25 protein-coding genes are annotated in these 23770 nt (G+C 67.4%); 15 read left to right on the top strand and 10 right to left on the bottom strand.

Annotated elements, in window-relative coordinates; genetic code table 11:
• Positions 1-6: 6 nt before the first annotated feature.
• Genes ACWDPV_RS16210 through ACWDPV_RS16190 form a run of 5 tightly spaced genes read right to left on the bottom strand, consistent with a single transcriptional unit; the run spans position 7 to position 5549 of the window.
• Positions 7-732, bottom strand: a complete 726-nt coding sequence (locus ACWDPV_RS16210) for a sirohydrochlorin chelatase (RefSeq protein WP_449743826.1) — start codon at positions 730-732, stop codon at positions 7-9.
• Positions 729-2060, bottom strand: a complete 1332-nt coding sequence (locus ACWDPV_RS16205) for a sulfate adenylyltransferase subunit 1 (RefSeq protein WP_449743825.1) — start codon at positions 2058-2060, stop codon at positions 729-731. The genes ACWDPV_RS16210 and ACWDPV_RS16205 overlap by 4 nt, the downstream gene beginning before the upstream one ends.
• On the bottom strand, positions 2060-3013 hold the full coding sequence (cysD, locus tag ACWDPV_RS16200; protein WP_449743824.1) for a sulfate adenylyltransferase subunit CysD: 954 nt from the start codon (positions 3011-3013) through the stop codon (positions 2060-2062). Before cysD ends, ACWDPV_RS16205 begins: the two co-directional genes overlap by 1 nt.
• Positions 2992-3750: a phosphoadenylyl-sulfate reductase gene (locus ACWDPV_RS16195; protein ID WP_449743823.1), complete on the bottom strand. Its 759-nt coding sequence runs from the start codon at positions 3748-3750 to the stop codon at positions 2992-2994. Before ACWDPV_RS16195 ends, cysD begins: the two co-directional genes overlap by 22 nt.
• The gene (locus ACWDPV_RS16190; RefSeq protein WP_449743822.1) at positions 3747-5549 is read right to left on the bottom strand and encodes a nitrite/sulfite reductase; all 1803 of its coding nucleotides are present in this window, start codon (positions 5547-5549) and stop codon (positions 3747-3749) included. The genes ACWDPV_RS16195 and ACWDPV_RS16190 overlap by 4 nt, the downstream gene beginning before the upstream one ends.
• A gap of 409 nt (positions 5550-5958) precedes the next feature.
• Here ACWDPV_RS16190 and hemW point away from each other — a divergent pair, with 409 nt between their 5' ends.
• Positions 5959-7161, top strand: a complete 1203-nt coding sequence (gene hemW, locus ACWDPV_RS16185; RefSeq protein ID WP_425476119.1) for a radical SAM family heme chaperone HemW — start codon at positions 5959-5961, stop codon at positions 7159-7161.
• A gap of 19 nt (positions 7162-7180) precedes the next feature.
• Here hemW and ACWDPV_RS16180 read toward each other — a convergent pair whose 3' ends face one another.
• On the bottom strand, positions 7181-7639 hold the full coding sequence (locus ACWDPV_RS16180) for a type II toxin-antitoxin system VapB family antitoxin (protein ID WP_348807932.1): 459 nt from the start codon (positions 7637-7639) through the stop codon (positions 7181-7183).
• A gap of 146 nt (positions 7640-7785) precedes the next feature.
• Between ACWDPV_RS16180 and hrcA the strand changes: the two genes are divergently transcribed.
• The 13 genes from hrcA to ACWDPV_RS16115 all read left to right on the top strand — a co-directional run bounded on the left by hrcA (position 7786) and on the right by ACWDPV_RS16115 (position 20686).
• Positions 7786-8820 carry a heat-inducible transcriptional repressor HrcA gene (hrcA, locus tag ACWDPV_RS16175; RefSeq protein WP_348807933.1) on the top strand — a complete coding sequence of 345 codons (1035 nt, stop codon included), beginning with the start codon at positions 7786-7788 and terminating at the stop codon, positions 8818-8820.
• A 146-nt stretch (positions 8821-8966) separates the two neighbouring features.
• A complete protein-coding gene (gene dnaJ, locus ACWDPV_RS16170) occupies positions 8967-10124 on the top strand; it encodes a molecular chaperone DnaJ (protein WP_348807934.1) in 1158 nt (385 codons plus the stop codon).
• Positions 10125-10134: 10 nt separating this feature from the next.
• Positions 10135-10884, top strand: a complete 750-nt coding sequence (locus tag ACWDPV_RS16165; protein ID WP_449743821.1) for a 16S rRNA (uracil(1498)-N(3))-methyltransferase — start codon at positions 10135-10137, stop codon at positions 10882-10884.
• Between the two features lie 17 nt (positions 10885-10901).
• Positions 10902-11672 (top strand): alpha/beta hydrolase family protein, encoded by a 771-nt coding sequence (locus tag ACWDPV_RS16160; RefSeq protein WP_348808097.1) that lies wholly within the window; start codon positions 10902-10904, stop codon positions 11670-11672.
• A 209-nt stretch (positions 11673-11881) separates the two neighbouring features.
• A complete protein-coding gene (locus ACWDPV_RS16155; RefSeq protein ID WP_449743820.1) occupies positions 11882-13789 on the top strand; it encodes a PhoH family protein in 1908 nt (635 codons plus the stop codon).
• On the top strand, positions 13786-14370 hold the full coding sequence (gene ybeY, locus ACWDPV_RS16150) for an rRNA maturation RNase YbeY (RefSeq protein ID WP_449743819.1): 585 nt from the start codon (positions 13786-13788) through the stop codon (positions 14368-14370). Before ACWDPV_RS16155 ends, ybeY begins: the two co-directional genes overlap by 4 nt.
• The gene (locus tag ACWDPV_RS16145; protein ID WP_449743818.1) at positions 14367-15794 is read left to right on the top strand and encodes a hemolysin family protein; all 1428 of its coding nucleotides are present in this window, start codon (positions 14367-14369) and stop codon (positions 15792-15794) included. The genes ybeY and ACWDPV_RS16145 overlap by 4 nt, the downstream gene beginning before the upstream one ends.
• Complete coding sequence (locus ACWDPV_RS16140) at positions 15791-16147, top strand: cytidine deaminase (protein ID WP_449743817.1); 357 nt, start codon at positions 15791-15793, stop codon at positions 16145-16147. Before ACWDPV_RS16145 ends, ACWDPV_RS16140 begins: the two co-directional genes overlap by 4 nt.
• Complete coding sequence (era, locus tag ACWDPV_RS16135) at positions 16144-17055, top strand: GTPase Era (protein ID WP_449743816.1); 912 nt, start codon at positions 16144-16146, stop codon at positions 17053-17055. Before ACWDPV_RS16140 ends, era begins: the two co-directional genes overlap by 4 nt.
• 62 nt (positions 17056-17117) lie before the next feature.
• A complete protein-coding gene (locus ACWDPV_RS16130) occupies positions 17118-18581 on the top strand; it encodes a DUF3533 domain-containing protein (protein WP_449743815.1) in 1464 nt (487 codons plus the stop codon).
• Positions 18582-18670: 89 nt separating this feature from the next.
• Positions 18671-19462 carry a DNA repair protein RecO gene (recO, locus tag ACWDPV_RS16125; protein WP_449743814.1) on the top strand — a complete coding sequence of 264 codons (792 nt, stop codon included), beginning with the start codon at positions 18671-18673 and terminating at the stop codon, positions 19460-19462.
• Positions 19443-20261 (top strand): isoprenyl transferase, encoded by an 819-nt coding sequence (locus tag ACWDPV_RS16120; RefSeq protein WP_449743813.1) that lies wholly within the window; start codon positions 19443-19445, stop codon positions 20259-20261. The genes recO and ACWDPV_RS16120 overlap by 20 nt, the downstream gene beginning before the upstream one ends.
• The gene (locus ACWDPV_RS16115) at positions 20258-20686 is read left to right on the top strand and encodes a hypothetical protein (RefSeq protein WP_449743812.1); all 429 of its coding nucleotides are present in this window, start codon (positions 20258-20260) and stop codon (positions 20684-20686) included. The genes ACWDPV_RS16120 and ACWDPV_RS16115 overlap by 4 nt, the downstream gene beginning before the upstream one ends.
• A gap of 37 nt (positions 20687-20723) precedes the next feature.
• On the opposite strand, the gene ACWDPV_RS16110 is transcribed toward ACWDPV_RS16115, so the two are convergent.
• The 4 genes from ACWDPV_RS16110 to ACWDPV_RS16095 form a co-directional block, all read right to left on the bottom strand.
• Positions 20724-21161 (bottom strand): Fur family transcriptional regulator, encoded by a 438-nt coding sequence (locus ACWDPV_RS16110; RefSeq protein WP_449743811.1) that lies wholly within the window; start codon positions 21159-21161, stop codon positions 20724-20726.
• A complete protein-coding gene (locus tag ACWDPV_RS16105; protein ID WP_449743810.1) occupies positions 21158-21523 on the bottom strand; it encodes an ArsR/SmtB family transcription factor in 366 nt (121 codons plus the stop codon). Before ACWDPV_RS16105 ends, ACWDPV_RS16110 begins: the two co-directional genes overlap by 4 nt.
• Positions 21524-21565: 42 nt before the next feature.
• A complete protein-coding gene (locus ACWDPV_RS16100; RefSeq protein WP_449743809.1) occupies positions 21566-21907 on the bottom strand; it encodes a hypothetical protein in 342 nt (113 codons plus the stop codon).
• Positions 21908-22014: 107 nt separating this feature from the next.
• Positions 22015-22314, bottom strand: coding sequence for a hypothetical protein (locus ACWDPV_RS16095; RefSeq protein WP_449743808.1), 300 nt, complete (start codon positions 22312-22314; stop codon positions 22015-22017).
• Between the two features lie 5 nt (positions 22315-22319).
• Between ACWDPV_RS16095 and ACWDPV_RS16090 the strand changes: the two genes are divergently transcribed.
• Positions 22320-23720 carry a glycine--tRNA ligase gene (locus ACWDPV_RS16090; protein WP_449743807.1) on the top strand — a complete coding sequence of 467 codons (1401 nt, stop codon included), beginning with the start codon at positions 22320-22322 and terminating at the stop codon, positions 23718-23720.
• Positions 23721-23770 lie beyond the last annotated feature (50 nt).

Below are 23770 nucleotides of genomic sequence, written 5' to 3'. Positions count from 1 at the left end.
GCGCCGTCAGTGGACGGAGATACCTGTCCAGGCTTGCCGACGGTAGGCGGTGGTCACCGCATCGACGAGTGCCGGGTGGGCACCGATCGGACCGGCCACCAGGCAATCCGGGGTGAGACGGTCCAGGGCGGTCTCGACGCGTTCGGTCAACAGGCCGGCCGACAGGAAGTAGGGACTCACCGCGATCCGCGCGGCGCCGGCCTTCTTCAGGCGGCGAATGGCGTTGCGCAGGTACCGGTCTCCGCCGCCGAGTCGGGTGGCGAAGACGACGTCGACGGGGCGGTGCAGCCGGGTGGACAGTTCGACGGCGCGGCGTCGAACGAGTAACTCGGCCGCCGGATTCGTGGAGCCGACCGCGGTCAGGATGATCCCGTCGTCAGGCCGCGGGCCCGCCTCGTGCAAGCGGTCGCTCAGTGCGTCGGTCAGCGAAGTGCGACCGACGACATCGGTGATCGTCACCGAAGCGGCGGCGTCGGCCTCGGCGACGATCCCGGGCAGGTCGACCTCACTGTGGTAACCGGGCGCAAGCAGCAACGGCACGACGATGATCTCACGGTCGTCGCCGAGTCCGGTGAGGCACTCGGAAACCGTCGGGCTGTCGAGATCCAGGAACGACAACACCACCTCGGCGTGCGGAAGCTGCTGGGCGACAGCCGCTCTCACACGCCGAGCGGTGTCGCCGAAACGTGGGTCCCGGCTCCCGTGGGCGACCAGCAGAAGGGTCGGACTCACACCAGCTCTTTGAGGTGCAACGAGGCCAGTGCGTCGCCGACGAGCCCCGCCGCGAGGGTGTTACCGCCCTGCGGATCGATCAGCAGGAAGCTGCCCGACTCGCGGTTGACCTGATAGTCGTCGGCCGGGATCGGCTCGGCGGTCTGGATCGAGATACGCCCGATCTGGTTGAGCTCCACGGTGTCCGGTGTCTCGGACACCGACAGGTTCTGCTCGTCGAAAAGGGCGTCGAGGGCGCCGACGATAGCCTGGGTGGTGCGAGTGCCGTGCTTGAGCAGCACCCGCGCACCCGGCCGCAACGGCTTGTCCGCCAGCCAGCACACCGTCGCGGTGAACTGCTGGGCGGGTTCGGGAGCATCGGCGACCGCAGCGATGAGATCACCGCGGGAGATGTCGACGTCGTCGGCGAGCAACAGCGTGACGCTGCGACCGGTGTGTGCGGTCGCCAGCTGGCCGTCGGCGGTGTCGATCTGGGTGACGGTGGTGCGCACCCCCGACGGCAGCACGACGACCTCGTCGCCCACCGACACGCGGCCCGCGGCGATCTGACCCGCGTAGCCGCGGTAATCCGGGAATTCCGCTGTGCGCGGCCGGATCACGTACTGCACGGGGAAGCGCAGTCCGACCTGCTTGCGGTCGGTGACGTTCGGCACGGTCTCCAGATGCTCGATGAGCGTCGGGCCGTCGTAGTACGGGGTCTTGTCCGATCGGGTGGCGACGTTGTCGCCGTGCAGCGCCGAGACCGGGATGGCCTGCACCTGTTCGGGCGACCAGCCCAGCGTATGGGTCAGCTCGGCGAACTCCGCGGAGATCTCGGCGAAAACGGATGCCGCGTCTCTGTCATTCGACCCGCTCGCTCCGCTCCCGGCGTCGTCGACGAGGTCGATCTTGTTGACCGCCAGCACCAATTGCGGCACGCCGAGCAGCGCCATCACCGCGGCGTGGCGGCGGGTCTGGGCGACGACACCGTTGCGGGCGTCGACGAGCAACATCACCAGTTGCGCGGTCGACGCGCCGGACACCGTGTTGCGGGTGTACTGCACGTGGCCGGGGGTATCAGCGAGCACGAATGACCGTGCGGGCGTGGCGAAGTAGCGGTAGGCCACGTCGATGGTGATGCCCTGCTCACGCTCGGCCCGCAGTCCGTCGACGAGCAGCGACAGGTCCGGGCCCTGCAGGCCACGGTCCACCGAGGCGCGGGTGACCGCGTCGATCTGGTCGGCGAGAACGGATTTGGTGTCGTAGAGCAGCCGGCCCACCAGGGTGGACTTACCGTCGTCGACGCTGCCCGCGGTGGCGATGCGGAGGAGGTCGGGGGAGTGGGTCATCAGAAGTATCCTTCGCGCTTGCGGTCTTCCATGGCGGCCTCGGAGACGCGGTCGTCGCCGCGGGTGGCGCCGCGTTCGGTCAGCCGGGACGCGGCGACCTCGGCGAGCACGGCCTCGTTGGTGGTGGCATCCGAGAGCACCGCGCCGGTCGACGAGCCGTCGCCGACGGTGCGATATCGCACCGAAAGTCGTTGCACCGCTTCGCCATCACGCGGTCCGCCCCACACCCCGGCGGTCATCCACATGCCATCACGCTGGTAGACCTCGCGCTCGTGCGCGTAGTAGATCGACGGCAACAGCACCTGCTCGCGGGCGATGTAGCGCCACACGTCGAGTTCGGTGAAGTTGCTCAGCGGGAACACGCGGACGTGCTCGCCGGGCGCATGCCTGCCGTTGTAGAGGTTCCACAACTCGGGGCGCTGACGCTTCGGATCCCACTGGCCGAAGGCGTTGCGCAGCGAGAAGATCCGCTCCTTGGCGCGGGAGCGTTCCTCGTCGCGGCGGCCGCCGCCGAAGACCGCGTCGAAGCGGTTCTCGGTGATGGCATCGAGCAGCGGGATGGTCTGCAGCGGGTTGCGCACACCGTCGGGACGTTCGGTGAGCCGACCGTCGGCGAGGTAGTCCTCCACCTTGGCGACGTGCAGACGCAGGCCGTGTCGTTCGACGACCTGATCGCGGAACTCGAGCACCTCGGGCAGGTTGTGCCCGGTGTCGACGTGTAGCAGCGAGAACGGCAGCGGCGCAGGCCAGAACGCCTTGAGTGCGAGGTGCAGCAGGACGGTGGAGTCCTTGCCGCCGGAGAACAGGATCACCGGACGCTCGAACTCGCCGGCGACCTCGCGGAAGATGTGGATGGCCTCGGACTCGAGCGTGTCGAGGGTACTGAAGTCGTCGGCCTCGAGAGATTCGATGCCGGTGGTCTCGGTGATGGTCATGATGCGTGCAGCCCACATTCTGTCTTGGCGCGGCCGGCCCAGCGGCCGCTGCGGGGATCGGATCCGGGTTCGGGTTTGGCGGTGCAGGGGGCGCAACCGATCGACGGATAGCCTTCGTCGACCAGCGGATTGACCAGCACCCCGTTGGCGTCGATGTAGTCCTGCATCTCGTCGTCGGACCACGGTGCGATCGGGTTGATCTTCACCAGGCCGAAACCCTCGTCGAACGAGATGAGCGGCGCGTTGGCGCGGGTGGGCGCCTCGACGCGGCGGATGCCGGTCACCCATGCGTCGTAGCCGGACAGCCCGGCCTTCAGCGGAACCACCTTGCGCAGTCGGCAGCATTCGCCCGGATCGCGGGCGAACAGGTTGCGGCCCAACAGTTCATCCTGTTCGGCGACACTGTGCTCGGGGGTGAGGTTGACCATCTCGACGCCGTAGACCTGCTCGACGGCGTCGCGGGTGCCGATGGTCTCGGCGAAGTGATAGCCGGTGTCGAGGAACAGGACCTTCACCGGGTCACCGTCGATCAGGTCGCGGTCGACGTGCTTGACCGCGAGGTCGACCAGTGCGGCGTCCTGCATGTTGGAGGCGACGACGAAGTTGGTGCCGAAGGTGCGTGCGGTCCAGGCGAACAGCTCTTCCGGGGTGGCGTCGGGTCCGAGTTCGGCGGCACCGCGTTCGGCGAGTGTCCGCAGTTCGTCCTCGCTGAACCGGCGCCCGTTGGTGGCGCGGGTGGTGGTGCCGGTGGTCATCGCAGTGCCTCCTCGTCGGCGCGAACCGCCCACTGCGCGAACCGCTCCGCGGGCTCACGCTGGGCGACGAAGTTGCGCGTCACGCGGTCGATGTAGTCGCCGATCTCGGAGGAGGCGACCTTGTGCTGACGCAGCTTGCGGCCGAATCCGGCGTCCTGGCCGAGGCTTCCGCCGAGATGGACCTGGAAGCCCTCGGCCTGTCCGCCCTCGCCGTCCTCGATCAGTTGACCCTTGAAGCCGATGTCGGCGATCTGGGACCGCGCACACGAGTTGGGGCAGCCGTTGATGTTGACGGTGATCGGCACGTCGAGGTCGGCGTTGATGTCGGCCAGCCGCTCCTCGAGTTCGGGGACGAGGACCTGTGAACGCTTACGGGTCTCGGTGAAGGACAGCTTGCAGAACTCGATTCCGCTGCAGGCCATCAGGTTTCGACGCCAGTTCGACGCCCGCGCCTGCAGGCCCAGCTTCGCGAGGTCGCCGATGAGTTCCTCGACCTTGTCGTCGGGGACGTCGAGAACGACCAGCTTCTGGTACGGGGTGAACCGGATGCGGTCCGAACCCGCCCGCTCCGCGGCGTCGGCCACCGCGGTCAGTTTGGTGCCGGTCACGCGGCCGGCGATGGCGGCGAAACCGACCGAGTTGAGGCCGTTCTTGAGTTTCTGCACACCGACGTGGTCGCGGGGTTGCGTCAACGGTTCCGGGGCCGGCCCGTCGATCAGCTTGCGTCCCAGGTACTCGTCCTCGAGGACCTGACGGAACTTTTCGATGCCCCAGTCCTTGATCAGGAACTTCAGGCGTGCCTTGGTGCGCAGGCGACGGTAGCCGTAGTCGCGGAAGATCGAGACCACGGCCTCCCACACGTCGGGGACCTCGTCGAGCGGAATCCAGGCGCCGACCCGTTGGGCCAGCATCGGATTCGTCGACAGCCCACCGCCCACCCACAGGTCCAGACCGGGGCCGTGTTCGGGGTGGTTCACGCCGATGAAGGCGATGTCGTTGGTCTCGTGCGACACGTCCTGCAGACCCGAGATGGCGGTCTTGAACTTGCGGGGCAGGTTCGAGTACTGCGGGTCACCGATGTAGCGGCGGACGATCTCGTCGATCGCCGGGGTCGGGTCGAGGACCTCGTCGACGGCCTCGCCGGCCAGCGGGGACCCCAGGATGATGCGCGGGCAGTCACCGCAGGCCTCGGTGGTCTTGAGTCCGACGCCCTCGATCCGCTCCCAGATGGTGGGTACGTCCTCGATCCGGATCCAGTGATACTGCACGTTCTCGCGGTCGGAGAGATCGGCGGTGTCGCGGGCGAATTCGGTGGAGATCTGACCGAGGGTGCGCAGCTGCTTCACGTTGAGGGCGCCCGCGTCGCAGCGGATGCGCATCATGAAGTGGCTGTCCTCGAGGATGTCGATGTTCTCGTCGCCGGTCCAGGTGCCGTCGTAACCCTCGGCGCGCTGGGTGTAGAGACCCCACCAGCGCATCCGGCCTCGCAGATCCTGCTTGTCGATCGAGTCGAAGCCCTGCTTGGAGTAGATGTTCTCGATACGCGCGCGGACGTTGAGCGGGTTGTCGTCCTTCTTGACCTGCTCATTGGGATTGAGGGGTTCGCGGTAGCCGAGCTTCCACTGGCCTTCCGCGCGACGCTTGGCCGGGCGGGCCTTCTTGCGTGCGGGGCGTTCGCCTGCTGTAGCCGCCGAGTCGGTGGCGGCACGAGCCCGGGCGGTGGGAGCGGCCCGCGGCGGCGTGGGCTTCTCGGATGAGCCGTAATCCCCGGTCGCGGTGATGTCTGTGGTGGACGTCATGAATTCTCCTGGGCCGGCACACGCATGCACCGGCTATCGCACGGTCTTGGGCTGTGACGTGGCGGCACCCCGCGTACAGAATGCGGGGACTCTCCGGGGCCGGACGTCGTCTAAGGACGACAGGTAGCGCTGCAGACGCGCTTGAGATCGACGTGGCGCCGAGCGGCGAGCCACACCCCGGGGAAATTCACGCGGTCCATAGTGCCACGTCCATCCGCCTTGCGTCTACTTGGGAATACTTTTGACCACGATGAGGCAAACTCGCCCCGCAGCGACATCGCCACCGGTGATCCGGCCGAGCCGGCACGGGTCGCCATCACAGCGATATGAGGGGCAAGGCGGCCCGCGCCGCCGGTATTCCCCGCGTCGCGATTGGGTCGCCGACGGTCCGGGCGCGCATCATGGAGGCGTGACGAGCACTTCCGTCCCGGCGATCCCGGCCGAGGTCCACGCGGCCTGTGAGGCCGTCGACCCGGCCGCGCCGCTGGGTCTGTACCTGCACGTCCCGTTCTGCGCCTCGCGCTGCGGCTACTGCGACTTCAACACCTACACCGCCGGTGAGCTGGGCAGTTCGGCGTCGCCGGAGTCCTGGTTCACCGCCGTTGAACGCGAACTGGCCCTCGCGGCGGCCACGATGCGGCCGTCGCGCCCGGTGTCGACGATCTTCGTCGGCGGGGGCACCCCGTCGCTGCTGGGCGCCGACGGACTGACCCGGCTTCTCGATGCGGTGCGCCGCCACTTCGATCTCACCGACGGTGCCGAGATCACCACCGAAGCCAACCCGGAATCGACGTCGCCGGAGTTCTTCGACGGGTTGCTGCGTGCCGGGTTCACGCGCATCTCGCTGGGTATGCAGTCGGCGGCGCCGCACGTGCTGGCCACCCTGGATCGCACACATACCCCGGGCCGTGCGGTGGCCGCGGCGCGGGAGGCGGCGTCGGCGGGTTTCGTCCACGTCAATCTCGACCTCATCTACGGCACGCCCGGCGAGACCGACGCCGATCTCGACCTCAGCCTCGACGCTGTCCTGTCGACACCGGTCGATCACGTGTCGGCGTATGCGCTGATCGTCGAGGACGGCACGGCGCTGGCCCGCCGAGTACGGCGCGGGGAACTCCCGGCACCCGACGACGATGTCCTCGCCGACCGGTATCTGCGTCTGGACCGGCGACTGCGCGACGCCGGTTTCGACTGGTACGAGGTGTCGAACTGGTCCCGCGGCGACGGTGCGGAGTGCCGGCACAATCAGGCCTATTGGCACAGCCACGACTGGTGGGGTGTCGGACCGGGCGCGCATTCGCACGTCAACGGTGTCCGGTGGTGGAACCTCAAGCATCCGGCGCGCTACGCCCAGAGCCTCGATGCGGGGCGGTTCCCGGCCGACGATCATGAGGTTCTCGCTGCCGATGACAAGCATGTCGAAGCGGTGATGCTGCGACTGCGTTGTCGCGAGGGATTGTCTGCCGATGATGATCTCGGCGCCGACGAACTGCGACGGGCGCACCGGGCACGGGTCGAGGGCCACCTCGCGACCGACACCGACCGGGTTCGGCTGACCGATGCCGGACGACTGGTCGCCGACCGGGTGGTGCGTCAGATCCTCTGGGGCTGAAGCGGATTCGGGTGTTCGGTCACCAGCGCTGCGGCGGTGTCCACCCGGTGCTGCGCGTCGCCCGACGATGCGAACCACCACCCGAGATGTCTCTCAGTGGGGGTGTGGTGTCGCGGGTGGGCGGCAACTCGTCGGTGACCGCGAGCTGTTCATCGATCGACGGCGCGCCGGGCCGCATGTCCAGTGCGTCGAGGTCGAGCATGCGGGCGTGGATGATGGTGCGATTGCGCAACGCCGACCGCACGGCGCGGTGCAGACCGTCCTCGAGATAGAGGTCCCCGTTCCAGCGCACCACATGCGAGAACAGATCGCCGTAGAAGGTGGAATCCTCGCTGAGCAGTTTGTCGAGCGCCAACACGGTGGTCACGGTGATCAGTTCGTCGAGGCGGAACTGGCGGGGCGGGATCGTCGCCCAGCCGCGATGGGACACCCCATGGTCGGGATAGGGCTTGCCCTCCCGGACCCCCTTGAAGATCATCGCGACTCTTCCTGCCTGCCGTCGGTGTCGGGCGACGCGCCGGGGTGAACCGCCGAGATTCGCCCGCACCGGACTTCGTGCTGCGGTTTCGTAGAATGGAACTCACTCACTGTAGGCCAGCAGCGGGTTCGAGAGGAGGTCCAGCCGTGTCGACCACCGATGACCGGCGGTTCGAGATCCTGCGGGCGATCGTCACCGACTTCGTGTCGACGCAGGAACCGATCGGCTCGAAGGCGCTCGTGGAGCGGCACGCGCTCGGGGTGTCCAGCGCGACGGTACGCAACGATATGGCTGTCCTCGAGGCGGAGGGATACATCGCTCAGCCGCACACCAGTTCCGGTCGGGTGCCCACCGACAAGGGCTATCGGATGTTCGTCGACCGCATCAGCGAGGTCAAGCCGCTCTCGGCGGCCGAACGCCGCGCCATCCTGTCGGTCCTGGACTCCGGAGTCGACCTCGACGACGTGCTGCGCCGATCGGTGCGCCTGCTCGCCCAACTGACCCGGCAGGTCGCGGTCATCCAGTACCCGCTGCTGTCCACCGCGACGGTCCGTCACCTCGAGGTCATCACGGTGTCGCCGTCGCGGCTGCTGCTGATCGTCATCACCGACACCGGCCGGGTCGAACAACGCATGGTTGCCCTCGCGCAGGACCTCGATGAGTCCGACATCGTGCGGCTGCGTGACATGTTCTCCACCGCGCTGCACGGCAAGCGGCTGGAGGAGGCCTCGGTGTCGGTCGCGGAACTGGCCAATTCCGCCCCGGCCGATATCCGCGACGCCACGGTCAACGTCGCGACGGTGCTCGTGGAGACGCTCGTCGAACGCGGCGAAGACCGCGTGGTGCTCTCGGGGACCTCGAACCTGGCCCGGGCGGCGGCCGACTTCGCGCCGGTGAACGGCGGAATGGATTCCGTCCTCGAAGCGCTGGAAGAGCAGGTGGTGGTGCTCAAACTGCTCGCCACCAGCCAACGTATGGGTCGGGTGACCGTGCAGATCGGCGAGGAGACCCAGACCGAGAACCTGCGTGGAACGTCGGTGGTGTCGACGGGGTACGGTGCTTCGGGCACCGTGTTCGGCGGTGTGGGTGTCGTCGGACCCACCCGCATGGACTATCCGGGAACCATCGCGTCGGTGGCCGCCGTTGCAAAGTACGTGGGCGAGGTACTCGCCGAGCGGTGAGCGGCCTCCCGGTGGGACCCACCCGGTGCGACCGAGCCGGTGTGACCACAGGGGCCGTATACCCCGGGCCGCCGCGCAGGGACGCGCGTGCGAGGCCGGCCGGTGAAACAAACGTGAGTGTGTGAGGACGAAGGACCGAGACGACCGTGGCAACTGATTACTACGGAATCCTGGGCGTGGCCCAGGGGGCGACCGACCAGGAGATCAAGCGCGCCTATCGCAAGAAGGCCCGCGAGCTGCATCCCGACGTGAATCCGAACGAGGAGGAGCGTTTCAAGGAGGTCACCACCGCATACGAGGTGCTCAGCGACCCGGACAAGCGTCGCATCGTCGATGCCGGCGGTGATCCGCTGGCCGGTCCGGGAGCAGGTGGCTTCGGCGGAAATTTCGGCGGCGGCGGCCTCGGCGACGTGTTCGAGGCGTTCTTCGGGTCCGGCGGTGGGTTCGGAAGCGGTTTCGGTGGTAACCGTGGTCCGCGTTCGCGGGTGCAGCCCGGCGAACCGGCGCTGGTCACCGTCGAACTCGACCTCGAGGAATGTGCGTCCGGGGTCAACAAGGAGATCACCGTCGACACCGCCATCCTCTGCGATGTGTGCCACGGCGCCGGCACCAACGGTGATTCCAAGGCCGTCACCTGCGACACCTGCCGCGGCGCGGGTGAGATCCAGGCGGTGCAGCGGTCGCTGCTCGGCCAGGTGATGACCGTCCGCGAATGCCCGACCTGCCACGGCACCGGTGAGATCATCCCGGATCCCTGCCACAAGTGTGGTGGGGATGGGCGCGTGCGGTCGCGCCGCACCATGACCGTCCGCATCCCGGCGGGCATCGAGAGCGGCATGCGCGTGCGACTGGCCGGACAGGGCGAGATCGGCCTCGGCGGCGGTCCCGCCGGCGACCTCTACGTCGAGATCAGCGAACGCCCGCACGAGGTGTTCATCCGCGACAAGGACGACCTGCACGCCACCCTTCGGGTACCCATCGCCGAGGCCGCGCTCGGCGGCAGCTTCGACATCCCGACGATTCTCGGCGACACCACCACGGTGACCATCGAACCCGGCACACAGCCCGGCCAGGTCGTGAAGCTGCGTGGCCAGGGCATGCCGCACGTGAACACCGGTGTGCGCGGCACCCTGCACATCCACCTCGACGTGACCGTGCCGACCAAACTCAGCCAAGCACAGTCGGAGGCCCTCGCCGCGTTGCGTGAGGCGTCCGACGACTCCATCGATCTGGTGACGACGTCGGCGGCGGCCGCCCCCGGTGGGCTGTTCTCGCGTCTGCGCAACGCCTTCGCCGGACGCTGATCGGGCTCGCGTGAGTCCGCCGCTGTTCTGGATCGACGAGGTTCCGCCCGCCGGCTCGACCGCCACATTGACCGGCCCGGAGGGTCGCCACGCGGTCACGGTCGCTCGCGTCAACCCCGGAGAGGTCATCGCGCTCGGCGACGGGGCCGGCTCCGTGGGGACCTGCGAGGTATCCGAGGTGCACGGCAAGGACACGCTGACCGCGGTGGTCCGCCGCTTCGACTTCACCGACCGTCCGCGACCGGTGGTCACCGTGGTACAGGCCTTACCGAAGTCGGAACGTTCCGAGCTCGCCGTCGACCTCGCCACCGAGGCCGGCGTCGATCGGATCGTGCCGTGGCAATCGGTGCGCTGCGTGTCGCGCTGGGCGGGGAAGGCCGACAAGGGTGTCGCCAAGTGGCGGGCGGCGGCGTCGGCGGCGGCCAAACAAAGCCGACGCGCCTGGATTCCCGAGGTCACCGACCTCGCGACGACCACCGACATCCGGGCACGTGCCGCCGACATCATCGCGGCCGGCGGATCGGTGGCCGTGCTGCACGAGGATGCGACGACTTCGCTGCGCGACGCGATCGGCGCCGACGCCCCCGAGATCATGTTGGTGGTCGGGCCGGAGGGCGGGCTCGACGACGCCGAGATCGCCGACCTCACCGCGCTCGGCGGACAATCGGTGCTGCTGGGGCCCGAGGTCCTGCGGACCTCCACCGCGGCGGCGGTGGCGCTCGGCGCGATCGGCGTGCTCACCCACCGGTGGGCGCGGTGAGCGTGCGGCGTTGCGCGGTGCATCGCACGCGCGTTGCCTACGGCGAGCATCCGTCGCAGTTCGGGCACATCTATCACCCTCTCGAGGAGGCCGACCTCCCCGCGGTGATGCGTCCGGTCGTGCTGATCCACGGTGGTTACTGGACGACGGAATTCGGTCTGACCATCGAGTCGGCGATCGCCCGGCAGTACGCCGAACGCGGCGCGCTGGTCTGGAACATCGAATACCGCCGCGTCGGCGAGGACGGTGGCGGCTGGCCCAACACCGGCCGTGACGTCGTCGCCGCGATCCGGGCGTTCGACGACGCGGTCCGCGATCGGCTCCCAGAAGCGGTGGCGCATCGGGTGGATTGGAATTCGGTTGCGGTGGTGGGACATTCGGCCGGTGGGCAACTCGCGATCTGGGCCACGGTCCAGCTGCGGGCGCACACGCAGAAGGCTCGGATCACCACCGTCGTCGCCCAGGGTGCCGCGCTCGATCTGGTGGCGGCCGGGCAGGTCGGCCGCGAATCGGTGTGCGCATTGATGGGACGACCCTTCGATCAGGCCCCGGACCGCTACCGGGCGGCGTCGCCCATGCATCAGGAGCCGTTCGACGCCCACGTCGTGGTGATCCACGGCGACAAGGACACCGCCATCCCCGTCGAGTTGGCCCGCGAGTACGTCCGCGCCGTCGGGGAGCGTGGTCAGTCGGTGGAACTGGTGGTGGTCGCCGATGAAGGCCACGACGCCTTCGTCGATCCGCGCAGCGTGTGCAATCGCCAGACGATCCGTGCTCTCGGGCTCTGACCGTCCCCGACAGCGCTCGGCTGCACGTTGACAGCGCCTCCCACGTCACTGACGGCGCTCGCCACTCCGTTGACGGCGCTCATGTCCTCATCGAGCGTCCGCGATCGGAATAATGGGTCGCTGATCAGCGGTTGACGCGGGATACACTAGGGCATTGCCGCATGGCAGAACCGACATCGCAGACCCGACAGCCAGGAGTGATCTGATACGTGAGTGACGACAACCCCGACGTGAGCGCGACGACGCGTGGCAACGAAACGGGCAGACCTGTGGTCACCTCCAACATCGACGTCCCCTCCGAGGTGGTGTTCGGGCTTCTCGGCACCAGCGATGTGAACCTGCGGACGCTGGAGCAACTCCTGCCCGCCGACATCCACGTGCGCGGTAATCAGGTGACACTGCGCGGTACCTCCGCCGATGTCGCGGTCTCCGAGAGGGTCCTGGCCGAGTTGGTCGATCTCGTCGGTCGTGGCACGCCGCTGACCCCGGATCTGGTCCGCCACAGTGTCTCGATGATGTCGCAGGGATCGGGAGAGTCTCCCGCGGACGTGTTGTCGCTGGATATCTTGTCGCGGCGCGGCAAGACGATTCGGCCCAAGACGCTCAACCAGAAACGCTACGTCGACGCCATCGACAACAACACCATCGTGTTCGGCCTCGGCCCGGCCGGTACCGGCAAGACCTATCTCGCGATGGCCAAGGCCGTCCAGGCTTTGCAGTCCAAGAGCGTCAACCGGATCATCCTCACCCGGCCGGCGGTCGAGGCGGGCGAACGACTCGGCTTCCTGCCCGGCACGCTCAGCGAGAAGATCGATCCGTATCTGCGGCCCTTGTACGACGCGCTGCACGACATGATGGATCCCGAGTCGATCCCGAAGCTGATGGCTGCGGGGGTCATCGAGGTGGCACCGCTGGCATATATGCGTGGTCGCGCACAACCGTTGACCACCAAGGTTGCGACCCCGCACGGTTTCCGCGCCATCGGCGAGTTGGTGGTGGGCGACCAGGTGATCGGCTCGAACGGCACACCCACCGAGGTCCTCGGTGTGTACCCGCAGGGATTCAAGGACATCGTCCGCGTGACGACTCAGGACGGATCGTCGACACTGTGCTCCACCGATCACCTCTGGTCGGTGTACACACGATCGGATCGACGCCGCGGCAAGGGCCCCCGGGTTCTGGAGACCAAGGAGATGATCGGCAATCTCCATGCGGCGCACGGTCATCGATACGAGCTGCCGGTACTCGATGCCCCGGTCGAATTCGATGCGCGGCCGGTCATGACCGATCCCTATCAGCTCGGCCTGGCGCCGGGCGAGCGCGGCATTCCCGACGAGTATCTCCTCAACAGCCCCGCCGTCAGGTTGGGCGTGCTGCAGGGAATGCTCGACCGTGACGGGTCGGTGGAGGCGTCGGCGGACTCGGTCGTGGTGCGGTATCGCGGCCGGTCGGCACAACGGCTCGATCACATGGCATTCCTGGTCCGGTCCCTCGGCGGAGTCGTCGATCGACATACCCGTGACCTCGACGGGGTCAAGGGTGACGTTCTTGACATCGGGTTGCCCGAGCAACTTGCGCCATTCCGTTCGCCGGACAGGGCAGCGGAGTACGCACGTGCCGGCCATAAACAGCCGAGGCGCTACATCGAGAGCATCGAGCCCGCAGGTACCGAGGAGGCCGTCTGTATCCGTGTCGCCGCCGAGGATTCGCTATATGTCACCGAAGACTTCCTGCTCACGCACAACACCCTCAATGATGCCTTCATCATCCTCGACGAGGCGCAGAACACCACCGGCGAACAGATGAAGATGTTCCTGACGCGCTTGGGTTTTGGTTCCAAGGTGGTCGTCACCGGTGATACCACCCAGGTCGATCTGCCCGGCGGTGCGCGCAGCGGCCTGGTGGCCGCGTCGCAGATCCTCGACGGTATCGACGACATCCACTTCGCCACCCTCACCAGCGCCGACGTGGTGCGCCACCGGCTCGTCGCCGACATCGTCGACGCCTACGGCCGCGCCGAGGAGGCCGAACGCGGTGGCAGACTTCGTGATTCCGACCGGATCGGAGGCGGTAACCGGGCCGCCCGACGGGCGGCCAACCAGGGGCGGCGGTCATGACCATCGAATTCGCCAACGAGTCGGGCGTCGACGTTCCCGCCGAATTGGTCCTTGCCGCAGCACGTTTCGCCGTGGAGGCAATGGATGTGCATCCCGGTGCGGAACTGTCGGTGCTATGCGTCGACGAGGCGACCATGGCCGACATGCATGTGCAGTGGATGGATCTGCCCGGACCGACCGATGTGATGAGCTTCCCGATGGACGAGCTCGTGCCGGGCGGTCGTCCCGACGCCGCCGACCCCGGCCCGGCGATCCTCGGTGACATCGTGCTGTGCCCGGAGTTCGCGGCCAAGCAGGCCCGCGAGGCCCGACGGTCACTCGATCACGAACTGGCGATGCTGACCATCCACGGTGTCTTGCATCTCCTCGGCTACGACCATGCCGAACCCAAGGAGGAGAAGGAGATGTTCGGGCTGCAGAACCAACTGCTCGAGCGCTTCTACGACGAGCGGCACCGTCAGGCGCAGCAGCAGCGGCAATCCGACCGCGACACCCGACTCCTGACCAACATCGGCTTCACCGACGCGGGAGGTGACGAGGGTTCGGTGCGCGGACCGCACACGGGCCCGGACAAGCAGTGACCGCCTCGCAATACACCTGGTTCGTCATCGGCGCGGTCGTCCTCGTCGGCATCAGTGGTCTGTTCGCCGCCGTCGACACGGCGGTGTCGACGGTGTCGATCGCCCGTGTCGAGGACATGGTCAAGGAACGACGCGCCGGTGCGGTACGGCTGATGCGGGTGCTGTCATCACGCGCCACCTACGTGGGGCTCGCGGTGCTGCTGCGGGTGGTGTGCGAGACCGCGGCGGTCGCGTTGATCGCCGTCGTCCTCGTCGAGGAACTCGGCGTCGGCTGGGGCTTGGTGGCCACCATCGTCGGCATGGCGGTGGTCTCCTATGTCGCTGCCGGGGTCGGCCCGCGCACCCTGGGCCGTCAGCACGCGTACACAATCGCGCTGGCCGCCGCGCCACTGTTGCAAATCGTCGGTGTGCTGCTGCGGCCGGTCACCCGGCTACTGATCCTGATCGGAAACGCACTGACCCCCGGCAAGGGATTCCGCAACGGGCCGTTCGCCACCGAGGTCGAGCTCCGCGAGGTCGTCGATCTCGCCGAGGCGAGCGGAGTGGTGGCCGCCGACGAACGTCGGATGATCCAGTCCGTTTTCGAACTCGGCGACACCAACGCCCGCGAGGTGATGGTGCCGCGCCCGGAGATGGTGTGGATCGAACGGGACAAGAGTGCGATGCAGGCGACGAGTCTCGCGGTGCGCAGCGGACATTCGCGAATACCCGTCATCGGGGAGAACCCCGACGACGTGCTCGGCGTGGTCTACCTCAAGGATCTCGTGGAGCGATCACTAGCCGGTGACGACGCGCGGGCGGTTTCGGTCGCCGATGTGATGCGCCCGGCCGAATTCATCCCGGACTCCAAACCGCTCGACCGGGTGCTGGAGGACATGCGCCGCACCCACAATCACATGGCGCTGCTGGTCGATGAGTACGGCGGGATCGCCGGCCTGGTCACCATCGAGGACGTGCTCGAGGAGATCGTCGGGGAGATCACCGACGAGTACGACTCCGGTGAGGTCGCCCCCATCGAGGATCTCGGTGACGGAACCTACCGGGTGTCGGCGCGACTGCCCGTCGACGACCTCGGCGAGCTCTTCGACATCGACATCGACGACGACGAACTGGATGTGGAAACCGTCGGCGGGCTCGTCGGCCTGGAGTTGGGCCGGGTACCGCTGCCCGGGGCGCGCGTGAGTTCACACGGATTGGACCTGGTGGCCGAGGGAGGGCCCAACCGGCAAGGGCGTCAACGCATCACGACGGTGCTGGCGACCCGATCCGAGGAGGACGCCGGGGCCACCGATGATGACGAGGCAAGAGCCGAGGAGCATGAGGCCCCCGGAACGGGCCGGGCGGAGCGGTCGCGGTCGGGTGGCAACGGCCACCGTCGTGACGAATACGCCGGGTCGTCGAGACAACGCAAGGAGGCGATGTGACCGAAGCGCGCACCCACGAACCACTGAGCGACGAGGACCAGAAGCTGGTCGTGCTCGCCCGCGGAGCCCGCGGCCGGGCGCAATCGGCCACCGGCGCGGCGGTTCGGGACGGCGACGGTCGCACCTATGCCGGGGCGGACATCGCGGCGACGACGCTGTCGCTGTCGGCGTTGCAGGTCGCCGTGGCCACCGCACTGTCCAGTGGCGCCGAGTCGTTCGAGGCGGCCGTCGTGATCGGTGGCGATCCCGACGATCCGGGCCGGGCGACGCTCGCCGAGATCAGCCCGTCGGCGGATCTCATCATCACCGACGCCGCCGGCGGCGTGCAGGACCGGCTGGGTGCCGGCCGATGACCGAATTCCGTTCCGGCTTCGTTTGTTTCGTGGGACGACCCAACACCGGCAAGTCGACGCTCACCAACGCGCTGGTCGGTGAGAAGGTCGCGATCACCTCCAATCGGCCGCAGACCACCCGCCACACCATCCGGGGCATCGTCAATCGTCCCGATGCACAACTGATCCTCGTCGACACCCCGGGCCTGCATCGTCCGCGCACACTGCTCGGACAACGGCTCAACGACCTCGTTCGCGACACCTACTCCGAGGTCGACGTGATCGGCATCTGCGTACCCGCCGACGAGAAGATCGGACCGGGGGACCGGTGGATCATCACGCAGGTCCGGGAGATGGCGCCGCGCACCACCGTGATCGGCATCGTCACCAAGATCGACCGGGTGGGACGAGAGCAGGTCGCCACCCAACTGATGGCGCTCTCGGAACTGCTGGGACCGGAATCCGAGGTGGTCCCGGTCTCGGCGAAGTCGGGAAAGCAGATCGACGTGCTCACCGACGTGCTGGTGTCGCTGATGGAGCCGGGGCCCGCGTTCTATCCGGAGGGCGAGCTCACCGACGAGCCCGAGCAGGTGCTGATGGCGGAATTCATCCGCGAGGCCGCGCTCGAGGGAGTCCACGACGAACTGCCGCATTCGCTGGCGGTGGTCATCGAGGAGATCATCCCGCGCGACGATCGGGGCCCCGATCAGCCGGAGATGGTTGACGTCCATGCCATTCTGTACGTCGAACGTGACAGTCAGAAGGGCATCATCATCGGACGCAAGGGTGCGCGACTCAAGGAGGTCGGCACCGTGGCGCGTCGGCAGATCGAGGCACTGTTGGGGGTGAAGGTCTACCTCGACCTGCATGTGAAGGTGGCCAAGGACTGGCAACGCGACCCGAAACAGTTGGGCCGCATGGGCTTCTGAGAGCTCCTCGGGCCGGCGCACAGGGGTTCCACCGGGCATGGATTCTACAGGGAGGGCGGTCGATGGGCAGGCACGAATCAGTCGAGGCCGATGACACGGCGGACCTCGGTGAGCACGCCGGGGTCGAACGGGACGCGTCGGTGGCCACCACCATCGCCGAGGTACTGGGATCGCCGCGCTTCTGGCTCCTACCGCTCCTGCTGGTGGTGGTCATCATGTCGTTCATGGCGGCGCTGTACATGGGCGCCATCGCCGATCCCGAGAAGAACCTGCACGATTTCCCGATCGCGATGGTCGACGAGGACAGCGGCGGCACACTCGACAACGGTGACGGCACCTCCACGAAGGTCAACTACGGCGACCAGGTGGCCGACGGCATCGTGACCAGTGCCGCCGAGAGTGGGATCTCGGTCCATCGGACCGACCGCACCTCCGCGCTGAACGAGCTCAACAGCGGGCGGGTGTACGGCGTGGTCTTCATCGGGCCCAACTTCACCAACTCGACCATCGCGCTCGGCAAAGCCGCCGTGCTGCAGGCCCGGCCGGAACCGGTGGCCATCGACGTCTTCATCAACCGCGGCTCGGGCACCTTCGCCTCGGCGGTCACCACGACCTTCGCCGAGCGGGTGTCGACGGCGGTCAACGAGCAGATGGGCGGGCAACTCACCGACACCGTGCGGGAACAACTGGCCAAGGCCGACGTGGCCTTCTCCGGTGCGGCACAACTCGCCCTGTGGCAACCGGTCGAGGTGTCGGTCATCGAACCGTCGCCGCTGCCGTCCGGGTCGGCCAACGGGTTGTCCGCGTTCTACTTCACCCTGTTGCTCGTCCTGGCCGGATTCACCGGAGCGATGATGGTGAGCATCGTCGTCGACGCCATCCTGGGCCAGACGCCCATCGAGTTCGGGCCGTTCTACCAACTGCGCGTACGGCTGGCGATCTCGCGGTGGGGCACACTGGCCGCCAAGTGGGTCGTCATGGCGCTCATCGCGTTCGTGCAGTCGGCGCTGTTCATCGGGGTGTGCACGCTCGTCGGCACATCGTTGCCCAATGCCTTCAGCCTGTGGGCGTTCTCGGTCCTGGCGATCTTCGCGGTGGGCGTGTCGGCGAGTGCGATGATGGCCGTGTTCGGCAATCCCGGCCTCATCCTCAACCTCATCTTCTTCGTCATCCTGGGGCTGCCCTCCTCGGGTGGCACGGTGCCGCTCGAGGCCAGTCCACGCGTGTTCACCTGGATCGCCGCGGTCGAACCGATGCACCTGATCTACCTCGGGGTACGCGCCATCCTCTATTTCGACGCCGACTGGTCGGCGGGGCTCGGCCGGTCGATCATCCAGATCTTCATCGGACTGGCGATCGGTGCGCTGCTGGGCTGGGCCGGCACCCGGTTGTACGACCGGAAGGGCTGGCACCGCTTTCCGGGCGGGATGACCCTGCCGACGCGGCTCGCCGCACAATTGGACAAGACCGGTACACCGACCGTCACCTCACCCGCGCCGTATCACTCGCCGGTCGAACGGACCTGAGGCGGAACCTGGGCGGGTCGTCTTCGGGTATGCCGACTTCGGGTGTGTCACCGTGGGTGCCTGTCGTCGGTCGGTGACAGAATGTCGCGGTGAGGTTCTACCGGGATGAGGGTGTGGTGCTCCGCCAGCACAAGCTGGGCGAGGCCGACCGCATCATCACCCTGCTCACCGCCGAACACGGTCTGGTGCGGGCAGTGGCCAAGGGCGTGCGGCGGACCCGGTCGAAGTTCGGCGCCAGGCTGGAGCCGTTCGCCCACGTCGACGTCCACCTCTACCCGGGTCGCAACCTGGACGTCATCACCCAGGTGCACAGTCTGCACGCCTTCACCGACGCGATCGTCGCCGACTACGGCCGCTACACCACCGCCTGCGCGGTGCTCGAGACCGCCGAACGGCTGGCCGGCGAGGAACGCGCACCCGCCCCCCAACTGCAGCGCCTGACCGTCGGCGCGTTGGAGGCATTGGCCGACGACCGACGTCCCGGGCAACTCATTCTCGATGCCTTCCTGTTGCGGGCCATGCACTGCGCCGGGTGGATGCCGGCGTTGGAGGTGTGCGCGCGATGCGCCCAGCCTGGCCCGCATCGTGCCTTCCACGTCGCCGCCGGCGGCGCGGTGTGCCTGCACTGCCGCCCGCCCGGCGCCGCCACCCCGTCGCCGGGGGTGCTCGATCTGATGGATTCCTTGTTCCGTGGGCAGTGGGAACACACCGTCGAGACCAGTGATTCGTTGCGGCGACAGGCCAGTGGCCTCACCGCCGCCCATCTGCAGTGGCATCTGGAACGTCAGCTGCGCACCCTGCCGCTCATCGAACGCACCGCTCCCCATAGGCTGGTGGAATCGGGTGTGAGAGGAGTCGACGATGGCGCTGCGGCCGGGTAGCTCCGCCAAACGGCAGACCGCCGAGGCGCGGACACAGGTACGACCACCGGACCCGCATCCCAGCGGAGCCACTCCACCGGCGATCCCGGCCGAATTCGTCCCCAATCATGTCGCCCTGGTGATGGACGGCAACGGTCGCTGGGCCACCGATCGCGGGCTGCCACGCACCGAGGGACACAAACGCGGTGAGGCCGTGCTGATGGACTCGGTGTGCGGGTGCATCGAGATCGGCGTGAAATGGCTGTCGGCATATGCCTTTTCCACCGAGAACTGGTCGCGCAGCCCCGACGAGGTCCGCTTCCTGATGGGATTCAACCGTGATGTGATCCGCCGTCGCCGCGACGAGATGAACGAGATGGGCGTTCGGGTGCGGTGGGCCGGACGCCGACCCCGCCTGTGGCGCAGCGTCATCAAAGAACTCGAGGTGGCCGAGGAACTCACCAAGGACAACGACGTGATGACCCTGACGATGTGCGTCAATTACGGTGGCCGTGCCGAAATCGCGGACGCCGCAAAGGAAATCGCTCGTCGTGCGGCGGCAGGCGAGATCGATCCGGAACGCATCACCGAGCAGTCGTTCGCGCGCTATCTCGACGAGCCGGACATGCCCGACGTCGATCTCTTCTTGCGTCCCTCCGGGGAGCGGCGCATCTCCAATTTTCTGCTCTGGCAATCGGCCTATGCCGAGATGGTGTACCAGGAGAAGCTGTTTCCCGATTTCGACCGGCGTGATCTGTGGGATGCCTGCCTCGAATACGCTTCGCGTGATCGCCGTTTCGGCGGAGTGAAACCCCGGTGAGCCACGACGATTCGACGTCGGCGGGCGCCGCCGGTGGCACCTCGATCGGGCGTATCTCCGCCCTGCTGGCCGAGGTGGGTGACGTCGCCGAGGTGGACGCGGACTCGGTGGTGGTGCAGGTGGGGCTGACGCGTGCCTCGATCCGGGTGGTCGAACTCGGTGAGCATCTCGAGGTCCTCAGCGTCACCCAGCTCGTCGCGGTGAATCTCCCGAACACCTCGGATCTCCGCGATGACGTCGAAAATCACGACGCCACACTGAGTTTCGGGAGCCTGCGCCGTTCGGATCCCACCGGCGTGACCACCGATGTGCTGCTGTACTACACCTTCCCGATCGGCGGGATCTCCGACGTCGCGCTGCTCACCGTGCTGCATGTGGTGCTGGTGACCGGTGCCGACATCGCCGGGGCGCTCGTCGGTACGTGACTCGGTGCGCGGCACCGGCCTGTTCTGGCAGGCGCGTCTATTCCTGGGCCGCCAAGGCGTGACACCGCTCGCACACGCCGAAGACCTCCACGGTGTGGTGGATGTCGGTGAATCCGTGTTTCTTAGCGATGGCGGCGGCCCACCGCTCGACGGTATCGGCCTGCAGTTCCACGGTGGTCCCGCATTCGCGGCACACCAGGTGATGGTGGTGTCCATTGGAGCAGTGTCGATAGCGGGTCTCGCCGGAGCCGTCCCACAGGGAATCGATCTGGCCGGCCTGCGAGAGTGCCTGCAGATTGCGATAGACGGTCGTGAGGCCGATGGACTCGCCACGCGCCTTGAGCTTTTCGTGGAGTTCTTGCGCGGATTGGAAGTCGTCGCTGGCCGCCAGCGCGTCGGCGATCGCGGCGCGCTGCCGGGTGGATCGCACGCCGGTGACCGGGCGTGACGGCGCCGTGGAACTGTCGGCGCTCATGAGGCGGCCTCGACATCGGGATCGGCAGACGCCACGTGTGTCTCCGTCGCATGGACCAGGGCGTCGGTGACGATGTGGACGAGGTGGTCGTCGAGGAGTTCGTACATGATCTCCCGACCGTTGCGGTGCCCGCGGACCACCCCGGCATCCTTGAGGACGCGGAGGTGCTGGCTCACCAGTGGCTGGCTCAATTGCAGGCTGCCGACAAGCTCGTGAACACACTTGCTGCCTTGTTGCAGCGACAGCACGATGGCGATGCGGGTGGGGGAGGCCAGGGCGCGAAGGAGTTCGCTGGCGGCCTCGCGGGCCGCGGTGTCCTGGCGATCCGCCGCGGAATCGCATGACCGGGGAATGTGCTCCATGCAGTCCATGCTAAAGGAAGTCGTTGTCGTTTGGCGTGAGGGTCATGTGAATGATCCCGGGCGTCGGCGAGGTGGGGACACCCGTGACTTCTTCGGAGCCTTCTCACTCCGCGCCAGGATCATCGTGCCGATGTCGAGCAAGGTCCCGTCGGTCAGGTCGGCCGACAGGACGGCGTCGAGGAGCACCGGCCGCGCGTTGGCGTGAACCAGCGGAATCAGCTGGGACACCAGGGACTCGTGCCCCGGTGACGTCGTAGCCCCGAAACGGCAGCCGCGGAGCACGAAGGCCAAGGGCTTCTGTGAGGTCGCCGACTCCGTCCCGGACAGGGCGTTCAGCGCTGCGGTGATCACCTCGTCGCGATCGAGACGACCGTCGGCGACCAAGGTGGCGATGGCGTCGCCGAGCCGTTCACCGGACTACTCATGTGTCCACCGGCAGTTGCGGACTGCGTCGTCGACGGACTCGGACAGGCCGATCGCCAACCCCATCCCTATCGCCTGTGAACGGCCAAGCGTGCGGTCTTGCGTCCGACCGCGCGATACCAGCGTCGCGCGTCGATCGTGGTGGTGTGGTCGAGGGTGTGCAGCCAGCCCAGCACGGTGTCGGTGTCGCCGCCCCGCACCGCCTCGAGGACCTCGGGATAGGCCTGCCCCGCCGGTGTCCGCCCCATGCCGAGGTGGTAACCGGACGACGATTCTGCCGCCGCAACCCCGGCGGCTACCCTGTAAGGGTTGCCGATCGCCGGTGGGTACCCGCCGACGAACCCGGCCGTGACCTGTCCCAACGTCACCTGGAGTGCGATTCATCGTGGCCGCCGCCCCGTCCAAAGTCGAAGCCGTCGTCAACCTCGCCAAGCGGCGCGGTCTGGTCTACCCCAGTGGTGAGATCTACGGCGGAACCCGGTCGGCGTGGGATTACGGTCCGCTCGGTGTGGAGCTCAAGGAGAACATCAAGCGGCAGTGGTGGCGCACCATGGTCACCTCCCGCGAGGATGTCGTCGGCTTGGACTCGTCGGTGATCCTGCCCCGTCAGGTGTGGGAGGCCTCCGGACACGTCGAAGTGTTCACCGACCCGCTGGTGGAATCGCTCTACACCCACAAGCGCTACCGCGCCGATCACCTGCTCGAGGCGTACGAGATCAAGCACGGTCACCCGCCGGAGAACGGTCTCGCCGACATCAATGACCCGGATACCGGGCAGCCCGGCAAGTGGACCGAACCCAAGGCGTTCTCCGGACTGATGAAGACCTTCCTCGGTCCGGTCGACGACGAAGAGGGCCTGCACTACCTGCGTCCGGAGACCGCGCAGGGCATCTTCGTGAACTTCAAGAACGTGATGACCACCGCGCGTAAGAAGCCGCCGTTCGGTATCGCCCAGATCGGCAAGAGCTTCCGCAACGAGATCACCCCGGGCAACTTCATCTTCCGCACCCGCGAGTTCGAACAGATGGAGATGGAGTTCTTCGTCAAGCCCGGCGAGGACGAGCAGTGGCATCAGTACTGGATTGATCAGCGGTTCAACTGGTACGTCGGTCTCGGTATCGATCCGGAGAACCTGCGACTCTACGAGCACGCCCAGGAGAAGCTGTCGCACTACTCCAAGCGCACCGTCGACGTGGAGTACAAGTTCGGGTTCTCCGGCAACCCGTGGGGTGAACTCGAAGGCGTGGCCAACCGCACCGACTTCGACCTGTCGACTCACTCGAAGGCCTCCGGCGAGGACCTGTCCTTCTTCGACCAGGCCACCGGTGAGCGCTACACCCCGTACGTCATCGAACCCGCCGCCGGCCTGACGCGCTCGGTGATGGCCTTCCTGTGCGACGCGCTGACCGAGGAGGAGGTGCCGAATGCCAAGGGCGGCACCGACACCCGCACCGTGCTGCGCCTGGACCGGCGACTCGCGCCGGTCAAGGTGGCGGTGCTGCCGCTCTCACGCAACGAGAGACTCTCGCCCAAGGCCAAGGACCTCGCCGCCGAACTCCGCAAGAACTGGAACGTGGAGTTCGACGACGCGCAAGGCATCGGCAAGCGGTATCGCCGTCAGGACGAGATCGGTACACCGTTCTGCGTGACCGTCGACTTCGACACCCTCGACGACCATGCCGTCACCGTTCGCGAACGCGACACCATGAGCCAGGAACGCGTCGGCATCGATCGCGTGGCGGAGTACCTCGGCGGCAAGCTGCTCGGCGCCTGACCGGGGCCCGGACCGGGCATGGATTTCCCGACTGGGCCTGACCTGCGGCT

This window comes from Gordonia sp. NPDC003504 (assembly GCF_053587995.1).
Note: the sequence above shows the minus strand (reverse complement) of the source record. Positions and strands in the feature narration are given on the sequence as shown.

Bases quoted from the DNA above. Each gene is read 5' to 3' on its own strand.
- ACWDPV_RS16205 (WP_449743825.1), bottom strand. From the start codon at position 2,060: ATGACCCACTCCCCCGACCTCCTCCGCATCGCCACCGCGGGCAGCGTC.
- cysD (WP_449743824.1), bottom strand. From the start codon at position 3,013: ATGTGGGCTGCACGCATCATGACCATCACCGAGACCACCGGCATCGAA.
- ACWDPV_RS16195 (WP_449743823.1), bottom strand. From the start codon at position 3,750: ATGACCACCGGCACCACCACCCGCGCCACCAACGGGCGCCGGTTCAGC.
- ACWDPV_RS16190 (WP_449743822.1), bottom strand. From the start codon at position 5,549: ATGACGTCCACCACAGACATCACCGCGACCGGGGATTACGGCTCATCC.
- ACWDPV_RS16180 (WP_348807932.1), bottom strand. From the start codon at position 7,639: ATGATCTTCAAGGGGGTCCGGGAGGGCAAGCCCTATCCCGACCATGGG.
- ybeY (WP_449743819.1), top strand. From the start codon at position 13,786: ATGACCATCGAATTCGCCAACGAGTCGGGCGTCGACGTTCCCGCCGAA.
- era (WP_449743816.1), top strand. From the start codon at position 16,144: ATGACCGAATTCCGTTCCGGCTTCGTTTGTTTCGTGGGACGACCCAAC.
- ACWDPV_RS16130 (WP_449743815.1), top strand. From the start codon at position 17,118: ATGGGCAGGCACGAATCAGTCGAGGCCGATGACACGGCGGACCTCGGT.
- ACWDPV_RS16120 (WP_449743813.1), top strand. From the start codon at position 19,443: ATGGCGCTGCGGCCGGGTAGCTCCGCCAAACGGCAGACCGCCGAGGCG.
- ACWDPV_RS16110 (WP_449743811.1), bottom strand. From the start codon at position 21,161: ATGAGCGCCGACAGTTCCACGGCGCCGTCACGCCCGGTCACCGGCGTG.
- ACWDPV_RS16105 (WP_449743810.1), bottom strand. From the start codon at position 21,523: ATGGAGCACATTCCCCGGTCATGCGATTCCGCGGCGGATCGCCAGGAC.